The sequence below is a fragment of the Wenxinia marina DSM 24838 genome (assembly GCF_000379485.1).
Lineage (GTDB): Bacteria > Pseudomonadota > Alphaproteobacteria > Rhodobacterales > Rhodobacteraceae > Wenxinia > Wenxinia marina.
This window is the reverse complement of sequence record NZ_KB902315.1, coordinates 36,716-55,828: the sequence shown is the minus strand read 5'-3', so window position 1 is coordinate 55,828 and position 19,113 is coordinate 36,716. Positions and strand designations below refer to the sequence as shown.

The window sequence follows — 19,113 nt, the reverse complement described above, 5'->3', positions numbered from 1 at the left end:
CTTTCACCGCTCCGGGCAGGGGGCGAGCGTCACCGGCGCCCCCGGATCGGCCCCCAGCGCGCGGCAGGCGCCGTCGGCGCACAGCCTCCAGGGCGAGACCGTTTTGCCAGAGGCGGCGAGGACGATCTGCGGCACGGTCAGCCCGCCGGGCGAGACCCACCAGCCGTCCACCAGCCGCGCCTCCGGCCCCGGCTCCATCCCCGCACCGGACCCCTTCAGCGCCGACGAGAGGAGCGTCAGGCCGCCGTCGCCGACCTCCCACGTCTCGACCCACCCGGTGCGCTCGACCGAGTGCGTCCAGCCCAGCGTCACGACCGGGTCCGTCAGCGCCAGCAGCGCCGTGCCGACGGCGAGGCAGGTCACGCGACGACCCTGCGGTTGACCCACCAGATCGTCCCGGCCGCCAGCGCCGCGAGGGCGAAGCCGATCTCGTCGGTCATCGGGACCGAGGCGATCAGCGTGAACGCCGCCACCATCGCCACCCCGCGGATGCCCCAGTTCAGCGGCCGGCCCATCCAGCCGATCACCGCGATCCCCCAGAGCGCGATGGAGACCACGGTCTTGAGGATCACGTAGACGACCGCCGGCCAGAACCCGATGGCCTCCGCCAGCGGCCCGCCGGGCTGCAGCATCAGGACCGGCGTGTAGACCGCCATGAACGGGATGACGAAGCCCGCCGCCGCGACCTTGATCGCCTCCATCGAGATCCGCAGGCCCCCCGCCTTGGCGATCGGCGCCGCGGCGAAGCAGGCCAGAGCGACGGGCGGCGTGAGATCCGCGAGGATGCCGAAGTAGAAGACGAACATGTGGGACACGATCAGCGGCACGCCGAGGTCGAGGAGGGCGGGGCCGGCGATGGAGGAGGTGATGATGTAGTTGGGGATCGTCGGGATCCCCATGCCGAGGAAGATGCAGGTGATCATCGTCAGCACCAGCGACAGGAACAGGCTGTCCTGCCCGATGGAGACGATGAACTGCCCGAACGTGTTCGCCGCCCCGGTCAGCGTCATCGTTCCGATGATGACGCCCACCAGCGCGCAGGCGACGCCCACGGGCAGCGCCGTCCGCGCCCCGTCGGCGAGGCTGTCGCGGATGTCGCCCAGCGTCCGCCTCCCGCCCCGCGTGACGGCGCACCACAGCACCAGCGCCGCGATGGCCGCCAGCAGCACGTCGATGCCGAACTGCAGGAACGCCGCCGCGACGAGGCCGAGGCCGATCCAGAAGACGATGCGCAGCACCCCCTCCGGCAGACCCAGCACCGCCGTCCCGCCGAGGATCAGCAGCACGGTGAGGCCGAGGCCCACGGTGCCGGCGAAGAGCGGCGTATAGCCGCCGAACAGCAGCACGACGAGGATGATGAGCGGCACCAGCAGCATCCACCCCGCCTTCACCGCCGCCAGCGGCGACGGCAGCTCGGCCTTCGGCAGGCCCTTCAGCGCGAACTTTCCGGCCTCGAGGTGCACGATCCAGAAGGCGGACGCGAAGTAGAGGAGGGCCGGGACGATGGCGGCCTTCACCACTTCGACGTACGGCACGTCGATGGTCTCTGCCATGATGAACGCGACCGCGCCCATGACCGGCGGCATAATCTGCCCGCCCATGGACGCGGTGGATTCCACGCCCCCCGCGAACTCCGCCCGGTAGCCGAAGCGCTTCATCAGCGGGATGGTGAACTGGCCCGTGGTCACGACGTTGGCGACGCCCGAGCCCGAGATCGTGCCCATCAGCCCCGAGGAGACGACCGACACCTTGGCCGCGCCGCCCTGCCGGTGGCCGAACAGGCCCATCGAGACGTCGGTGAAGAGGCGGATCATCCCGGCGCGTTCCAGGAACGAGCCGAACAGGATGAACAGGAAGATGTAGGTCGACGAGACGTAGACCGGGATCCCGTAGATGCCCTCGGTCCCGAAGCCCATGTGGTCGATCACCTGCTCGAAGTCGTAGCCGCGGTGGTTCAGCGGAAACGGCAGGTGCTGGCCGAACAGGCAATAGGCGAGGAAGGCGCCCGAGATGATCGGCAGCGCGATCCCCATCATCGCGTAGCCGGCGGCGAAGACGGTGACGAGCAGCGTGACGCCGATGGCGATGTCCAGCGAGGTCGGCCGCCCGGCGCGCATGATGAGGTCGCGGTATTCCCACCACTGGTAGGCCGCGACCGCGACCGACGCGGCCGCCAGTGCCCAGGCCAGCGCCTTCAGGGCCGGGCCCGCCTCCTTCGCGTAGGCAATCAAGGGGAAGGTGAGCGCGCAGAGGAAGCCGACATGGACCGCCCGGACGACCTGGCTCGGCATCGAAATCAGGTGCGCGGCGGTGACGATCTGGAAGATAGAGAAGGCGACGGCGACCCAGAACAGGACGCGGCCCACCGCGCCCGCGGGAAAGCGCACGCCGTGGGACTCCGCCGGGACGGGCGGGGTGGCGGTGTCGGACATGGAAGTCTCCCGGAGGGAAGAGGGGCGCCGCGACAGGCAGCGCCCCGAAGGCCGATCAGTCGATCATGCCCTGCTCGCGGTAGAACCGCTCGGCGCCGGGATGCAGCGGGATCGGCATCCCGTCGAGCGCGCTCTCCAGCACGATGTCCGCCGCCGCCTGGTGCGAGGCAGTCAGCGTCTCGATGTTCTCGAACAGCAGACGCGTCATCTCGTAGGCGACGTCGTCCGACACACCCGCATGGGTGACGAGGTAGTTCGAGATGGCGATGGTCGGGACGTCCTCGTCCTGGCCGTCGTAGGTGCCGGCGGGAATGGTCGCGGCCTGGTACGGCGCGCCCAGCGTCTCGGCGATCTCGGCCGGGATCGAGACGACCTGGATGTCGACCGAGGTCGACAGGTCGCGGATCGAGGCCACGCCGAGGCCCGCCGATTGCAGCGTCGCGTCGATCTGCCGGTTCTTCATCAGCTCGACGGACTCAGCGAAGGGCAGGTACTCGGTCATGCCGAGATCGTCGTAGGACATGCCCGCCGCGCCGAGGATGGCGCGGGCGTTCAGCTCGGTCCCCGAGGCCGGGGCGCCGACCGACACGGCCATGCCGGCGAGGTCCGCCAGCGTCGTCGCTCCGCTTTCGGCCGAGGCGACGATCTGGATGTAGTTCGGGTAGATGCCCGCGATCCCGCGGAGCTGGTCGAGCGGCGCCTCGAAGCCGGCCTCGGCGTCGCCGGCCCACGCGGCCGCGACGCTGTCGCCCAGCGCGAAGGCGAGCTCGCCCCGGCCGTCCTGCAGCAGGTTCAGGTTCTCGACCGAGGCCTTGGTCGACTGCACCTGCGTGCGAACGCCGTCGATGTTCTCGGCGTAGATGTTGGAAAGCCCGACGCCGAGCGGGTAGTAGACGCCGGACGTCCCCCCGGTCAGCACGTTGATGAAGTCCTGCGCATGGCCGGCGGCCGGCACGGCCAGGACACATGCGACGGCAGAGCCGCGCAGAGCGGTGGCGAGATACGACATTGGTTTCCTCCCTCGTCGTTCGCGTCTTGCGAATGGCCGCACCAAAGCCCGGCGCGCGCCATGACCGTAAGGACTACCTGCCATTCGGGGCGAACCGCCGGGCGACGATCTGCCACGGACGGGGCGGGAAACCGCCAGAGGCCTGTCTGGCAGGAGGATGACGATGCCGGCGCTCCGGCATCAGGTCGAGCGGCGTGGACGGCATGATCGGCAGCCCTGTGGTGCGGAGGCGTTCGCTCAGCGGCGTGAAGCGGGCGTGACCGGTCGTCAAGGTCATCGACGATATCCCCGCAGATCGGCGCGTACACGTGAACTATACCGGGGGGCCGTCGGCCGCGGCCGGCGCAACCGGCCATGTTGCCGTGCCCTAGGCGCATGTGCGACACCGGCAGGCATGCCTCGGGATGACGACAGGTCGGAGCGGCGGGGGGCGGTGACCCTTCGGCACATCGCGGAGCGCGTGGGCGTCTCCGTCGCGACCGTGTCGCGCGTGCTGAATTACGATCCCACCTTGTCGGTCGGGGACGCCACGCGCCAGTCGGTGATCGAGACGGCCGAGGCGATGAACTACGAGCCCCGCCGCCGGAAGCCGCGCCTGGTCGCCGCGGGGAGCGTGAAGCGCATCGCGCTGCTGCACTTCCGCACGCCCGACAGCGAGTTCCGCGACCCCTACTTCGTCGCCATGCGCCTCGGGATCGAGAGCCGATGCGCCGCCCTGCAGGTCGAGGTGACCAAGATCTACCGCAGCCACGACGGCGCGGTGCCCCAGATCCCGCGCGAGGTGCGCGGAATCATCGTCATCGGCTGGCACGCCGAGACCGAGATGGCGGCGCTCCGGGCGCGCAACGTCCCCATCGTCTGCGTCGACTGGCACCCGCCGGGCGACGGCATCGACATGGTCGGCAGCGACCTGCGGCTCGCCACGGAAAAGCTGCTGACCGCGCTAGACGAGCTCGGTTACCGGCGGATCGCCATGGCCGGCTGGGCCGAGGATCACGCGCCGACCAAGCGAGAGCCGAGGGCGCGCGCCTACGCCGCCTGGATGAACGAGCGGGGCAGGTTCGACGAGAGGCTGCTGGTCCTCGGCGAGAACAGCGAGGAGAGCGGGCACTCCGTCGCCGGACTGCTGCTGGACCGCAATCCGCGGCCCGACGCGCTGATCGTGACGAACGACACGATGGCGATGGGCGCCTACCGCGCGATCCACGAGCGGGGGCTGAAGATCCCGCAGGACATCGCCGTGGCGAGCTTCAACGACATCTCGGCCGCGCGCTTCCTGTCGCCGCCGCTCACCACCGTGCGCCTGCCGGCGGAGACGATCGGGCGGCAGGCGGTGGACCTGCTGGCCGAGCGGTTCGCCGGCCGCGACCTTGCCCGGCAGGTCAACATCGAGACCAAGATCGTCTGGCGCGGCAGCACCCGCGCACCGGCGGCACCGGGCGCCGACGCGGGACGTTTGCCGGCCTCGGGGTAAACTTTAGTAAACTCTTGATCGACTCATCGGCCGGTGTCTAACCTCTGCCTCGGAGGGGGCCACCACCGAACGAGCGGCCTCCGCCCATTGGGAGGAGACACCACATGACGACCGTATTCCGGCGCAGCCTTTTCGCGTCCACCGCCGTCGGCCTGCTGGCCGGTCCGGCGCTGGCGCAGGAACTGACCGTCTGGGCCTGGGACCCGAACTTCAACGGCGCCGCGATGGAGGCCGCCGCCGCCGCCTATCAGGAGGCCGGGCATCCCGACTTCGTCCTCGACTACCAGGAATTCGCCCGCGAGGAGATCGAGCAGAAGCTGCAGACGCAGCTCGCCGCCGGCACGATGGACGGCCTGCCCGACATCGTGCTGATCGAGGACTACTCGGCGCAGAAGTTCCTGCTGTCGTTCCCCGGCGCGTTCCAGCCGCTGACCGACGTGATCGACTACAGCGGCTTCGCCGACTACAAGGTCGCGCTCGCCACCGTGGACGGCGAGACCTACTCCATGCCGTTCGATTCCGGCGTCACCGGCCTGTTCTACCGCTCGGACCTGATCGAGCAGGCGGGCTTCACCGCCGAGGACATGCAGGACCTCACCTGGGACCGCTTCATCGAGATCGGCGAGGCGGTGACCGAGGCGACGGGCACGCCGATGATCTCTCTCGACATCGACGATCCGGGCCTGTTCGTCGTGATGCTGCAATCCACCGGCTCGTGGTTCTTCAACGAGGACGGCAGCCTGAACATCGAGGGCAACGAGGACTTCCGCGCCGCGCTCGCCGACTACCAGCAGATCCTGCAGTCCGACATGTGGAAGCCGGTCAACAGCTGGGCCGAGTACCAGGCGTCGCTGGCCGGCGACGTCGCCTCGACCGTCACGGGCGTCTGGATCACCGGCACGATCAAGGCCGCCGAGATGCCCGGCCAGTGGGCCGTCGCGCCGATCCCGCGGGTCGAGGAGGCGGCGAACGGGACCAACTACTCCAACCTCGGCGGGTCGAGCTGGTACGTCCTGAACTCCTCCGACGACAAGGAACTGGTTTACGACTTCCTCAACACCGTGTGGGGCAGCGACGTCGACTTCTACCAGGACATCCTGGTCGGGCAGGGCGCCGTCGGCTCTCTCCTCGCCGCGCGCGAGGGTGACGCCTACCAGACCTCCGACGACTACTTCGGCGGCCAGCCGGTGTGGCAGGACTTCTCGTCCTGGCTCGGCCAGGTCCCGGCGGTGGACTACGGCATCTTCACCTACGAGGTGCGCTCGGCCATCGCGTCGAACCTGCCGGCGCTCGCCGACGGCGGCGATCTCGACGAGGCGATCGGCAACATTGCGGCCGAGGCCGCGGTCCTGACCCAGTAAGACGCTTCGGCCCCGCCCTCGGGCGGGGCCGTTCCACGCGGCGCACTTGGGGAGGAGAGCCGTGGCGCAGACCCGTCTGGGGCGCAACGAGAATGCGGCGGGCTGGGCGTTCGTCATGCCCGCGCTCGCGCTGATCGGCCTGTTCATGATCTACCCGATCCTCTGGTCGCTCTGGATGAGCTTCCAGACCGGGCGGGGCATGAACACGACGTTCGGTGGCTTCGGCAACATCCAGCGCCTCTTCGCCGACCCGATCTTCCTCACCGCGCTCGGCAACACGCTGATCTTCCTGGCGATCCAGGTGCCGATCATGATCATGCTGGCGCTGGTCTTCGCGGTGATGCTGAACAATCCGCGGCTGAAGGGCCGGGGCCTGTTCCGCACCGCGATCTTCCTGCCCGCCGTCACCTCGCTCGTCGCCTACTCGATCCTGTTCAAGTCGATCTTCTCGAACGAGGGCCTCGCCACGCAGGTCGTCGCCTTCTTCGGCGGGCCTCAGATCGCGTGGCTGGCCGAGCCGTTCTGGGCCAAGGTCGTCATCATCCTCGCCATCACCTGGCGCTGGACCGGCTACAACATGATCTTCTACCTCGCCGCCCTGCAGAACATCGACCGCTCGATCTACGAGGCGGCGCGGATCGACGGCGTGCCGGCGCGGGCGCAGTTCTTCCGCATCACCATCCCGATGCTGAAGCCGGTGATCCTGTTCACCACGATCATCTCGACCATCGGCACGCTGCAGCTGTTCGACGAGGTGCAGAACATCACGCAAGGCGGGCCGTCGAACGCGACGCTGACCCTGTCGCAGTACATCTACAACCTGACGTTCCGATTCATGCCGTCCTTCGGCTACGCCGCGACGGTCAGCTACGTGATCGTGGTGCTGGTCGCGGTCCTGTCCACCGTGCAGTTCTGGGTCGCGAGGGACCGCCGATGACCGACGTCGCCGCGACCGAGATCGACCGCGAGGCCGCCCGGCCCACGTCCCGCGCCGCCGTCCGCCCGCCGCGCGGTCCGGACCGGGACCGGATCGGGCCGGTCGTGACCTATGTCGTCCTGTCGCTGGCGGCGTTCCTGTCGGTGTTCCCGTTTTTCTGGATGGTGGTCGGGACGACCAACACCTCGTTCGACATCGTCCGCGGCAAGTCGTGGTTCGGCGACCAGCTGCTGGTCAACATCCGCAACCTGGCCGAGCAGGTTGACCTGCCGCGCGTCCTGTTCAACTCGTTCTACATCGCGATCATCTCGACCGTGGCGACGCTGCTGGTCTCGTCGCTCGCCGGCTACGCGTTCGAGATCTTCCGCCACAAGTGGCGCGAGCGCATCTTCGCGGCGCTGCTGCTGATGCTATCGATCCCGTTCGCGGCGCTGATGGTGCCGCTGTTCGTGATGATGGCCGGCGCCGGCCTCATCAACACCTACGCCGCGATCATCCTGCCGACGGTCGCGAACATCTTCGTCATCTTCTATTTCCGCCAGGCGACGAAGGCCTTCCCGCACGAGCTGCGGGACGCGGCCAAGATCGACGGCCTGAAGGAATGGCAAATCTTCCTGCGCGTCTACATGCCGGTGATGCGGTCCACCTACGCCGCGGCCACGATCATCGTCTTCACGCTGACCTGGAACAACTACCTCTGGCCGCTGATCGTCCTGCAGACCAACGACATGAAGACGATGGTCCTGACGATCTCGTCGCTGAACTCGGCCTACACGCCGGACTTCGGCGTCATCATGGTGGCGACGGTCATCACGACGCTGCCCACGCTCGTCATCTTCTTCCTGCTCCAGCGCCTGTTCGTTCAGGGGATGCTGGGCTCCGTCAAATAGGACTTTTCCGATGCGGGACGCTCCCGAGACCTCCGGCCGGCGCGTGCTGGACTTCAACGACGACTGGGCCTTCGAGGGACAGGCGGTGCGCCTGCCGCATACGGCCGTCGAGCTGCCCTTTAACTATTTCGACGAGACCGCCTATCAGCGCGCCTTCACCTACGAGAAGCGGTTCGAAGCCGATCCCGCCTGGGCGGGCCGCGAGGTGACGCTGCGCCTGGGGGCCGCGATGGCGGACGCGCGGGTGTCGCTGAACGGGGCGGAGATCGCCCGCCACCGCGACGGCTACACGCCGATCCTCGCCCGGCTGACGGAGCACCTGAAGGACGGCGGGAACGTCCTGACGGTGCAGATCAACGGCAGCGAGAACCCGGAGATCCCGCCCTTCGGCGGACAGATCGACTACCTCACCTATGCCGGCCTCTACCGCGAGGCGGAGCTGATCGTGACCGCCCCGGTCCACATTGCGAACGCCAAGGTCGAGACGCACGACGTCATGTCCGATGCCAAGCGGGTGACGGTGCGGGCAGAGATCGCGGACCCGTCAGGCCACGGCATCGGCGGCACGCTGACGGCGATCCTGCTGGACACGAACGGGGCGGAGATCGCCCGCGCCGAAGCGCCGGCCGCCGCCACGGCCGAGCTGTCGCTGGAGGACCTGCACGGCATCGCCCTGTGGGAGCTGGACGCGCCCGTCCTCTACACCCTCCGCCTGACCCTCGGCGACGACGTGTGGGAGACGCGCATCGGCTTCCGCACCGCCCGCTTCACGCCCGACGGCTTCCGCCTGAACGGCCGGCTGACCAAGATCCGCGGTCTCAACCGCCACCAGTCCTGGCCCCACGCGGGCTACGCGATGGGCGCAGCCCAGCAGCGCCGCGACGCCGACATCCTGAAGAACGACCTCCGCCTCAACCTCGTGCGCACCTCGCACTACCCCCAGCACCCCGCCTTCCTGGGTCGCTGCGACGAGATCGGCCTGATGGTGTTCGAGGAGATTCCGGGCTGGCAGCATATCGGCGGCGACGGCTGGAAGGCCGAGAGCGCCGAGAACGTGCGCCGGATGATCCGCCGCGACTGGAACCACCCCTCCATCGTGATCTGGGGCGTCCGCATCAACGAGAGCCGGGACGACCACGACTTCTACGCCGAGACGAACCGCGTTGCGCGCGAGCTGGACCCGACCCGCCAGACCGGCGGCGTCCGCTACATCACCGAGAGCGAGATGCTCGAGGACGTCTACACGATGAACGACTTCGTCCTCGGCGAGTTCGAGAACCCCGGCTCCAACCGCCCCCGCATGGGCCTGCGCGACCAGCAGGAGGTGACGGGACTCGACCGCAAGGTCCCGTACCTCGTGACCGAGTACAACGGCCACATGTATCCGACGAAGTCGTGGGACCAGGAGCAGCGCCAGACCGAGCACGTGCTGCGCCATCTGGAGGTGATGAATGCCGCCTACGGTAACGACGGCATCTCGGGCTGCATCGGCTGGTGCGCCTTCGACTACAACACCCACAAGGATTTCGGCTCGGGCGACCGCATCTGCCACCATGGCGTGATGGACATGTTCCGCGAGCCGAAGTTCGCGGCCTACGCCTACGCCTCCCAAGGCGACATCGACGGCGGCGCGGTGCTGGAGCCGGTGACCTTCTGGGCCCGAGGCGAGCGCAACATCGGCGGCGTGCTGCCGCTGGTGATCCTGACCAACTGCGACGAGGTGGAGCTGCGCTACGGCGACAACCCGCCCAAGCGCGTCGGCCCCGACACGTCCCGCTTCCCCCATCTGCCGCACCCGCCGGTCATCGTGGACCACCGCCACTTCTCGGCGGAAGAGCTGGGACTCTGGGGCATGACCTGGGAGGACGCCGAGGTGATCGGCCTGAAGGACGGCAAGGAGGTCGCGCGCCGCCGGTTTGTCGCCGACCCGGTGCCGACGACGTTGGAGGTGATCGCGGATACGGACAGCGTGGGCGTCCATGACGAGGTGCGCGTCATGGTCCGCGCCCTCGACCAGGCGGGCAACAAGCTGCGGTTCCTGTTCGATCCGGTGACGCTGTCGGTCGAGGGGCCGGCCCGCCTGATCGGGCCGTCGACCACGCCGCTGCGCGGCGGCGTCGCGGGCGTCTGGCTGCGGGCGACGGGCGCGGGCGAGATCGCGGTGACGGCCGCGTGCGACCGCTTCGCCCCGGTCCGGATCACGCTGAGGGCCGCGGCATGAGCGCGGGCGTCCGTCTCGAAGGGCTGCGCAAGTCTTACGGCGCGGTCGAAGTGATCCGTGGCGTCGACCTCGACATCCAGCCCGAGGAGTTCGTCGTCTTCGTCGGCCCTTCGGGTTGCGGCAAGTCCACCCTGCTGCGGATGATCGCGGGGCTGGAGGAGATCACGGGCGGCGACCTCTTCATCGGCGATCGCCGCATGAACGACGTCGACGCCTCGCGCCGGGGCATCGCGATGGTGTTCCAGACCTACGCGCTCTATCCGCACATGAACGTGCGCGACAACATGGGCTTCTCGCTCAAGTACGCCGGGATGAAGAGGGACGAGATCCGGCGCCAGGTGGACGAGGCCGCCCGCATCCTCGGCCTCGAGAAGCTGATGGACCGCCGGCCGAAGGACCTGTCCGGCGGCCAGCGCCAGCGCGTCGCCATCGGCCGCGCCATCGTGCGCCATCCGGAGGTCTTCCTCTTCGACGAGCCGCTGTCCAACCTCGACGCCGAGCTGCGGGTGCAGATGCGGATCGAGATCGCGCGCCTGCATTCCGAGCTGAGATCGACCATCGTCTACGTCACCCACGACCAGGTCGAGGCGATGACGCTGGCCGACAAGATCGTGGTCCTGCGGGACGGCCGGATCGAGCAGACGGGCACGCCTCTCGACCTGTACGACGATCCCGACAACATCTTCGTCGCCGGCTTCATCGGCTCGCCCAAGATGAACTTCCTGCCCGTCGAGGCTCAGGGCGGCGCGCTCACCCTGACCGAGCATGGCGGCCAGACGGTGCCGATGCCCCCCGTGGGGCGGCGGCTCGAGGACGGCGAGACGGCCACGCTGGGGATCCGCCCGGAGCATTTCCGCAAGGAGGGCGAGGCAAACCTCGAGGTGACCGTCGAGATCGTCGAGAACCTCGGCGGCGAGACCTACGTCTACGCCCGCCAGGGCGCCTCGGACATCCTGACCATTGCCACCGGCGGTGTGCGCGGCGTCCGGCAGGGCGACCGCATGACCGCCCGCTTCTCGCCGTCCGACGCGCTGCTGTTCACCCCCGACGGGATGCGGATCAGGTAGAACGCATCGGCCGGACGGAGGGTGGCCGGCGCCGCCGCGCCCGTCCGGCCGGCGCAACGAACTCCGGATCCCGATCATGGGACGAAGGAGATGACACGGGCAGGCAGACCTGCCATCGGGGATCCATCAACGGAGCCCGCCGATGTCCGCCGATCCCCTCCTGCAGCCCTACCGGCTCAAGCACCTCACCCTGAAGAACCGGCTGATGATCACCAGCCACGAGCCAGCCTATCCCGAGGACGGCATGCCGAAGGACCGCTACCGCGCCTACCACGTGGAGCGGGCGAGGGCAGGGGTCGCGCTGACCATGACCGCCGGCTCGGCCATCGTCTCGCGCGACAGTCCGCCCGCGTTCAACAACGTCCTCGCCTGGAAGGACGAGGTCGTGGGCTGGATGAAGGCCCTGACCGACGAATGCCACGACCACGGCGCGGCGGTGATGATCCAGCTCACCCACCTCGGCCGGCGCTCGCGCTGGGACACTGGCGACTGGCTGCCCACCGTCTCGCCCGGCCACGCGCGCGAGCCGGCGCACCGGGCGTTCCCGAAGCTGATCGAGGACTGGGACATCGCGCGGATCGTCCGCGACTACGCCGACGCGGCGGAACGGATGCAGGCCGCCGGCCTCGACGGGATCGAGCTGGAATCCTACGGCCACCTGATGGACGCCTTCTGGTCGCCCCGCCTGAACGAACTGGACGGCCCCTACGGCGCCGGCAGCCTGGACGACCGCCTGCGCTTCACCTTCGACGTGCTGCGCGCGATCCGCGACCGGGTCGGCGCGGACTTCATCGTCGGCCTGCGCTACGTCGCGGACGAGGTGGTGGCGGGCGGCCTGACCCGCGAGGACGGGCTGGAGATCACGCGCCGGCTGAAGGCGAGCGGGATGGTCGACTTCTTCAACGTCACCCGCGGCCACATCGACACCGACGCCGCGCTGACCGACGTGATCCCGGTGCAGGGCATGCGCTCGGCCCCGCACCTCGACTTCGCGGGAGAGGTGCGGGCGGCGGCAGGGGTGCCGACCTTCCACGCGGCCAAGATCCAGGACGTCGCCACGGCCCGGCACGCGGTGGCCTCGGGCAAGCTCGACATGGTCGGCATGACCCGCGCGCACATGGCCGATCCGCACATCGTGGCCAAGATCCTGCGGGGCGAGGAGGACCGCATCCGCCCCTGCGTCGGCGCGAACTACTGCCTCGACCGCATCTACCAGGGCGGCATGGCGCTGTGCCTGCACAACCCCGCGACGGGCCGCGAGCTGGAGCAGCCGCACGAGGTGCCGCCCGCCGGGGTGCGCCGCCGCGTCGTCATCGTCGGCGCCGGTCCCGCGGGGGTGGAGGCGGCCCGCGTCTGCGCCGCCCGCGGCCACGAGGTGATCGTCCACGAGGCGGCGGACCGGGCGGGCGGGCAGATAAGGCTGACCGCGCTGACGCCCCGGCGGGGCGAGATGATGCAGATCGTCCAGTGGCGCGTGGCCGAGTGCGAGCGGCTGGGAGTGACCTTCCGCTACAACAGCGTCGCCGATGCGGGCGACGTCCTGGCGGAGGCGCCCGACGTGGTGATCGTCGCGACCGGGGGCCTGCCGCAGGTCGAGGGGCTGGAGACGGGGGACGACCTCGTCGTGTCGGCGTGGGACATCCTGTCCGGCGACGCCCGGCCGGGAACGAACGTCCTGATCTACGACGACGCGGGCGACTATGCCGCCCTCCAGGCGGCCGAGGCAATCGCCGCGACCGGGGCCGCGGTCGAGATCGTCACCCGCGACCGCACCTTCGCGGCCGAGGTGATGGGAATGTCCCTGACGCCCGCGATGCGCGAGCTGCAGGTCCGGGACGCCACCTTCACCGTGACCTGGAAGCTGGTCGCCGTCCGGCGAGAGGGCAACGGTCTCGTCGCCGTTCTGGGCAGCGACTATGGCGCCGGCCGGCGGGAGCGGAACGTCGATCAGGTCGTGGTGAACCGCGGCACCCTGCCGATGGACGAGATCTATCTCGAGCTGCGGCCCGGCTCCGCGAATCTCGGAGAGGTAGACCACGACGCGCTGATCGCCGGCCGGCCGCAGGACGTCGTCCGGAATGCGGAGGGCACGTACCGGCTGTACCGCATCGGCGACGCGGTGGCCGCACGGAACACCCATGCGGCCATCTACGACGCCCTGCGTCTGTGCAAGGCGGTCTGAAGTTCCGGCGCGAGTGACGCGTCGAGGACGGGCGCGACGGGCGCCACGGCCGCGGCGTCGGGTCGCCGGACCCGCTGTCGCATGCGCTTTCCGCCCCGGCACTGAGCCATGTGCCGAAAAGATCGGCTGTTGACGCGGTTCGGCCGACAAACGGTCCGCCCTCTGACGCATTGCACCGGGAGTGAGACTTTCCGGACTTGAACCGTTCGGTTCAGATCGCTAGGTGAATGAACGTTCATTCTCACCGCCGGAAAGCCGCCTTCGTGAACTCTGCCTCTCCCAGGCTCGCCGAAACCGCCGATCCCGCCGCGTCCCCGCGTGCGCGAGAGATCCTCGATCGCTGCCGCGACGTGTTCGTCGCGAAGGGGTTCGAGGGGGCGTCGATGAAGGATCTCGCCGGGGCGGCCGGGATGAGCGCGGGGAACTTCTATCGCTACTTCTCGTCCAAGGACGCGATCATCGAGGCGATGGTCGCGCACGACCTGACCGAGGTCGACGGGGCGATGCGCGTCGTCCTCGGCGCCGGCGATCCGCGCGAGACCCTGCTCGCGGCCCTCGCCGAGCGCATCGACGATGCGGCCTGCCGCTCGGACGGCGCGATCTGGGCCGAGATCGAGGCCGCCGCGATCCGCCGTCCCGCCGTGCGCCAGAGCCTCGAGCGGCTCGAGGCGACCATCGCCCGCAGCATCACCCGCGTCTTCGCCCGCATGTCCGGCCTGCCCGAGGCCGAGGCGCACTCGCGCTTCCAGGCGCACGCGCAGCTTCTGATCGTCATCGTCAAGGGCGCCACCGTCCAGCTTGGCCGCGGGCACGAGGATGCCGCCGACCACGCCGAGCTCCGCCGCCTCGTCCTTCGCACCGTCGGGCAGCTGCTCGACGATGTCGCCACCACTGCCAGGAAGACCACGGAATGACCCGCCTGCCGATCCTTCTCGCCGCCCTCGCCGTCTTCGCCGCGCCGTCCCTGGCGCAGGAGCATGGCGCAGAGGCGCCCGCCGCCGCCACCGAGACGGCGCCCGCGATCACCGTGGCCGAGGCGACGTCCGGCACCGTGCGCGACACCATCTTCGCCTCCGGCCTGTTCGAACCGGTCGAGAGCATCGCCGTCGCGCCGCTGATCGAGGGCCAGCCCATCGAGGAACTGCTGGTGGACGTGGGCGACAGCGTGGAGCCGGGGCAGGTTCTCGCCCGCCTGTCGGACGCCGCGCTGCGGCTGCAGGAAAGCCAGCTCGACGCCGGCCGCGCGTCGGCCGAGGCCGCCGTGGCGCAGGCCCGCGCCAGCCTCGCCGAGGCCCGGGCCGCCGCCGACGAGGCGGTGCGCGTGCGCGACCGGACCAGCCAGCTCGCCACCGACGGGACCACGTCGCGGGCCTCCGCCGACCAGGCGGAGTCGAGCGCCGCGACGGCGCTCGCCCGCGTGGACGCGGCGCAACAGGGCCTCGTCGCCGCCGAGGCGCAGGTCCGCGTGGCCGAGGCGCAGATCGCCGACGTGCAGCTGAACCTGCGCCGGACCGAGGTTGTGAGCCCCGTCGCCGGCATCGTCAGCCAGCGCAACGCCCAGATCGGCGCCATCGCGTCCGCTGCCGGACAGCCGATGTTCGTCATCATCCGCGACGGCCTCGTCGAGCTGCAGGCCGACGTGTCCGAGAGCGACCTGCTGAAGCTGGAGCTCGGCCAGACGGTCGCGCTGCGCCCGGTCGGCCTCAGTGACACCCTGCGGGGGACGGTCCGCCTCATCGAGCCGACCGTCGACGCGCAGACCCGCCTCGGCCGCGTCCGCATCTCGCTGGAAGAGCCGGGCCGCGTGCGCGCGGGCCTCTTCGCCGAGGCCGAGATCCTGGTGGAGGAGCGCGAGGGCCTGACATTGCCCGTCAGCGCCGTCGCCGCGCCCGCCGAGGGGCGGGGCGAGACGGTGCTGCGCGTGACCGGCGACGGCGTCGTCGAGCGCGTCGCCGTGACCACCGGCATCCGCGACGGCGGCACGGTGGAGATCCTGGACGGCCTCGGCGCGGGCGACCGCGTCGTCGCCCGCGCCGGCGCCTTCGTGCGGCCGGGCGACCGGATCAATCCCATTCCGGCCGAGACGGCCGACCTCGCCTCGAACTGAGGGAACGGACATGAACTTCTCCGCCTGGTCGATCCGGAACCCGATCGCCCCCATCCTGCTGTTCTTCATGCTGATGGTGCTGGGCTACCAGTCCTTCCGCGAGCTGCCGGTCACCCGCTTTCCGAACATCGACGTGCCCCTCGTCGCGATCACCACGACCCAGGCCGGCGCCGCCCCGGCCGAGCTGGAAGCGCAGGTCACCAAGGAGATCGAGGACGCCGTGGCCGGCATCACCGGGGTCAAGAACGTCAGCTCGTCCGTCTCGGACGGCGTCTCGACCACCATCGTCGAGTTCCGGATGGACGTGCCGACCGATCAGGCGGTGCAGGACACCAAGGACGCCGTCGATCAGATCACCGGCGACCTGCCGGCCAACGCCGAGACGCCCGTCGTGACGCGGGTCGACGTCGAGGGGCAGGCGATCATGACCTTCGCCGTCTCGGCCCCCGGCATGACCATCGAGGAGCTGTCCTGGTTCGTCGACGACGTCATCACCCGCGCCCTGCAGGGCCAGGCCGGCGTCGGCCGGATCGACCGCTACGGCGGCGCCGACCGCGAGATAAGGGTGGAGCTGGAGCCGGCACGGCTCGACAGCTTCGGCATCACCGCCTCGTCCGTCAGCCAGCAGCTGCGCGCGACCAACGCCGACATCGGCGCCGGCCGCAGCGAGATCGGCGGCGCCGAGCAGGCGATCCGCACCCTCGGCGACGCGTCGACGGCCGCGAACCTGCGCGAGACGACCATCGCCCTGCCGTCCGGCCGCTACGTCAAGCTGGGCGAACTCGGCGAGGTGGTCGACACCTACGAGGAGCTGCGCTCCTTCTCGCGCTTCAACGGCGAGCAGGTGGTGACCTTCGGCGTGTTCCGGGCCAAGGGCGCGTCCGAGGTGTCGGTCGCCGAGGTGGTGAACGAACAGCTCGCCACGATCCGGGCCGAGAACCCGGACGTCACGATCACCCTCGTCGACGACACCGTCTACTACACGGTCGGCAACTACGAGGCGGCGATGAACACGCTGCTGGAGGGCGCGATCCTCGCCATCCTCGTCGTGTTCCTGTTCCTGCGGAACTGGCGCGCCACGCTGATCGCGGCGGTCGCCCTGCCGCTGTCGGCGGTCCCGACCTTCTACGTCATGGACCTGCTCGGCTTTTCGCTGAACCTCGTGTCGCTCCTCGCCATCACGCTGGCCACGGGCATCCTCGTCGACGACGCCATCGTCGAGATCGAGAACATCTCGCGGCACATGAAGATGGGCAAGTCGCCCTATCGGGCGGCCATCGACGCGGCGGACGAGATCGGCCTGGCGGTCATCGCGACGACGGCGACCATCGTCGCCGTGTTCGTGCCGGTGTCCTTCATGCCCGGCATCCCGGGCCAGTACTTCAGCCAGTTCGGCCTGACGGTGGGCATCTCGGTCGTCTTCTCGCTGATGGTCGCGCGCCTCATCACGCCGCTGATGGCGGCCTACCTGATGCGCGACAAGGACGCCCACCACGAAGAGCCGAAGGACGGGTTCGTCATGCGGGGCTACGCTTGGCTCGTCCGGATCACGATGCGCGTGCGCTACCTGACGCTGGTGTTCGCCATCGGCGCCCTCGGCGTGTCGCTCTACTTCCTGGCGCAGGTGCCCGGCAGCTTCATCCCGCCCGAGGACGTCAGCCGCATCCCGATCTCGGTCGAGCTGCCGCCCGGCTCCACCCTCGAGGAGACCGACCGCACGACGGAAGCGATCCGCCAGGCGATCCTCGGCGTCGAGGGCGTGGACAGCGTGTTCGTCCTCGGCGGGTCGTCCCCGACCGGCGACATGGACGTGCGCCGCGCCTCGGTGACCGTCCTGCTGGAGAAGCTGCACCATTCGCTGGAGCACCGGCTGCTGGAGGTCGGGCACGAGCTGCCCGTCGTCGGCGCCCTGGTGCCGCAGCCTGCGGAACTCGGCCGGCAGATCCCGCAGGCCGAGGTCGAGGTCGAGATCTTCGCGCGCCTCGCCGACATTCCCGACGTCCGCGCCTACAAGCTGAACGACCGCGGGGCGCGGGATATCTCGTTCTCGATCCTGTCGCAGGACGAGGCGGCGCTGAACGAGGGCGTGGCCCGGCTCGAGGCCGCGCTGCGGGGCGATCCACTCCTCGCCAACGTCGCGGCCGAGGGCGCTCTGCCGCGGCCCGAGGTGCAGGTGACGCCGCGCCTGGAAGAGGCCGCGCGCCTCGGCGTGACGACCGCCTCCATCGCCGAGACGCTGCGTGTGGCGACCATCGGCGACTTCGACGCCAATCTTGCCCGGGTCTCCATCGACAACCGGCTGATCCCGGTCCGGGTGGAGCTGGACGAGGACGTGGCGACGAACCTGTCGCGCCTGGGCGCCCTGCGCGTGCCGACGGCGACGGGCGCCTCGGTCCCGCTGAACGCGGTCGCCGACATCGAGATCGCGGAGGGGCCGGCCACCGTCGACCGCCTGAACCGCGAGCGGCTCGCCACCATCGGGGCGAACCTGCCGCCGGGCGTCGCCCTCGGCACCGCGACGGCGCGCTTCAACGAGATCGTGGCCGGCGTCGAGCTGCCGGAGGGGGTCCGGGTCGCGGAATCGGGCGACGCGGAAATCCAGGCCGAGCTGACGCAGAGCTTCGCCAACGCGATGATCTTCGGCCTGATGCTGGTGCTGACGGTGCTGATCCTGCTGTTCAAGAGCGTGATCCAGCCGTTCACGATCCTGCTGTCCCTGCCGCTCGCCATCGGCGGCGTCGCCGCGGGCCTGATCCTGACGGACAACGCCATTTCGATGCCCGTGCTCATCGGCATCCTGATGCTGATGGGGATCGTGACCAAGAACGCGATCCTGCTGGTGGACTTCGCCATCGAGCAGCGGGCCAAGGGCTTCGATCGCCTGACCGCGATGGTGGAGGCGGGGCGCAAGCGGGCGAGGCCGATCGTGATGACCTCAATCGCGATGTCGGCGGGCATGCTGCCCTCGGCGCTGGGCGTGGGCGAGGGCGGGTCGTTCCGGGCGCCGATGGCGATCGCGGTGATCGGCGGGATCATCGTCTCGACCGTGCTGTCGCTGATCGTGGTGCCGTCGTTCTTCCTCATCATGGACGACCTGCAGAAGGGTCTGACCTGGGCGTTCGGGCGCTTCGTCGGCAAGCGCGACGAGGAGCCGCCGCTGCCGGACACCGAGCAGCTGGTGCACCGGCTGGAGGCGCAGGACTCCGAGCTTGCCGCCCTGCGCCGCCGGATCGGCATGTTGGAAGGGGTGGCGCCTGCCACCCGCCACGCGGCGGAATGATGCGTGCGGCCGGGTGCGCAGGCGCCCGGCCGATCGCGTGGCGAGGCGAGGAAAAGGCGGGCCGGCCCCCACCGCTGGCTGCGACCGACGGACGGAGCGGGCCGCTGTCGGAACAAACTCCCCAGGATCAGCGGGACGGCGCAGGCGATGTCG

At 69.8% G+C, this 19,113-nt stretch carries 14 protein-coding genes; 10 read left to right on the top strand and 4 right to left on the bottom strand.

Going from position 1 to position 19,113, the window contains the following annotated elements; translation table 11 throughout:
• Nucleotides 1–3 precede the first annotated feature (3 nt).
• The 4 genes from A37W_RS0119385 to A37W_RS23945 all read right to left on the bottom strand — a co-directional run bounded on the left by A37W_RS0119385 (nucleotide 4) and on the right by A37W_RS23945 (nucleotide 3,718).
• Nucleotides 4–363 carry a DUF1850 domain-containing protein gene (locus A37W_RS0119385; protein WP_018304712.1) on the bottom strand — a complete coding sequence of 120 codons (360 nt, stop codon included), beginning with the start codon at nucleotides 361–363 and terminating at the stop codon, nucleotides 4–6.
• Entirely contained in the window at nucleotides 360–2,432 is a 2,073-nt protein-coding gene (locus A37W_RS0119380) for a TRAP transporter permease (RefSeq protein WP_018304711.1), read from the bottom strand. Before A37W_RS0119380 ends, A37W_RS0119385 begins: the two co-directional genes overlap by 4 nt.
• Nucleotides 2,433–2,487: 55 nt before the next feature.
• Nucleotides 2,488–3,441: a TAXI family TRAP transporter solute-binding subunit gene (locus A37W_RS0119375; RefSeq protein ID WP_018304710.1), complete on the bottom strand. Its 954-nt coding sequence runs from the start codon at nucleotides 3,439–3,441 to the stop codon at nucleotides 2,488–2,490.
• A gap of 73 nt (nucleotides 3,442–3,514) precedes the next feature.
• A complete protein-coding gene (locus A37W_RS23945; RefSeq protein WP_156169334.1) occupies nucleotides 3,515–3,718 on the bottom strand; it encodes a hypothetical protein in 204 nt (67 codons plus the stop codon).
• Between the two features lie 156 nt (nucleotides 3,719–3,874).
• Here A37W_RS23945 and A37W_RS0119370 point away from each other — a divergent pair, with 156 nt between their 5' ends.
• The 10 genes from A37W_RS0119370 (at nucleotide 3,875) to A37W_RS0119325 (ending at nucleotide 18,960) form a co-directional block, all read left to right on the top strand.
• Nucleotides 3,875–4,915: a LacI family DNA-binding transcriptional regulator gene (locus A37W_RS0119370; RefSeq protein ID WP_018304709.1), complete on the top strand. Its 1,041-nt coding sequence runs from the start codon at nucleotides 3,875–3,877 to the stop codon at nucleotides 4,913–4,915.
• 104 nt (nucleotides 4,916–5,019) lie between these two features.
• Nucleotides 5,020–6,276: an ABC transporter substrate-binding protein gene (locus tag A37W_RS0119365; RefSeq protein ID WP_018304708.1), complete on the top strand. Its 1,257-nt coding sequence runs from the start codon at nucleotides 5,020–5,022 to the stop codon at nucleotides 6,274–6,276.
• Between the two features lie 61 nt (nucleotides 6,277–6,337).
• Nucleotides 6,338–7,213: a carbohydrate ABC transporter permease gene (locus A37W_RS0119360; protein ID WP_018304707.1), complete on the top strand. Its 876-nt coding sequence runs from the start codon at nucleotides 6,338–6,340 to the stop codon at nucleotides 7,211–7,213.
• Complete coding sequence (locus tag A37W_RS0119355; RefSeq protein WP_018304706.1) at nucleotides 7,210–8,103, top strand: carbohydrate ABC transporter permease; 894 nt, start codon at nucleotides 7,210–7,212, stop codon at nucleotides 8,101–8,103. The genes A37W_RS0119360 and A37W_RS0119355 overlap by 4 nt, the downstream gene beginning before the upstream one ends.
• 10 nt (nucleotides 8,104–8,113) lie before the next feature.
• Nucleotides 8,114–10,324, top strand: a complete 2,211-nt coding sequence (locus tag A37W_RS0119350; protein ID WP_018304705.1) for a glycoside hydrolase family 2 protein — start codon at nucleotides 8,114–8,116, stop codon at nucleotides 10,322–10,324.
• Nucleotides 10,321–11,391, top strand: coding sequence for an ABC transporter ATP-binding protein (locus A37W_RS0119345; RefSeq protein WP_018304704.1), 1,071 nt, complete (start codon nucleotides 10,321–10,323; stop codon nucleotides 11,389–11,391). Before A37W_RS0119350 ends, A37W_RS0119345 begins: the two co-directional genes overlap by 4 nt.
• Nucleotides 11,392–11,533: 142 nt before the next feature.
• Nucleotides 11,534–13,573 (top strand): NADH:flavin oxidoreductase, encoded by a 2,040-nt coding sequence (locus tag A37W_RS0119340; RefSeq protein ID WP_018304703.1) that lies wholly within the window; start codon nucleotides 11,534–11,536, stop codon nucleotides 13,571–13,573.
• A 263-nt stretch (nucleotides 13,574–13,836) separates the two neighbouring features.
• Nucleotides 13,837–14,487 (top strand): TetR/AcrR family transcriptional regulator, encoded by a 651-nt coding sequence (locus A37W_RS0119335; RefSeq protein ID WP_026198617.1) that lies wholly within the window; start codon nucleotides 13,837–13,839, stop codon nucleotides 14,485–14,487.
• Nucleotides 14,484–15,680 (top strand): efflux RND transporter periplasmic adaptor subunit, encoded by a 1,197-nt coding sequence (locus tag A37W_RS0119330; protein ID WP_018304701.1) that lies wholly within the window; start codon nucleotides 14,484–14,486, stop codon nucleotides 15,678–15,680. Before A37W_RS0119335 ends, A37W_RS0119330 begins: the two co-directional genes overlap by 4 nt.
• A gap of 10 nt (nucleotides 15,681–15,690) precedes the next feature.
• Nucleotides 15,691–18,960 carry an efflux RND transporter permease subunit gene (locus A37W_RS0119325; protein WP_018304700.1) on the top strand — a complete coding sequence of 1,090 codons (3,270 nt, stop codon included), beginning with the start codon at nucleotides 15,691–15,693 and terminating at the stop codon, nucleotides 18,958–18,960.
• Nucleotides 18,961–19,113 lie beyond the last annotated feature (153 nt).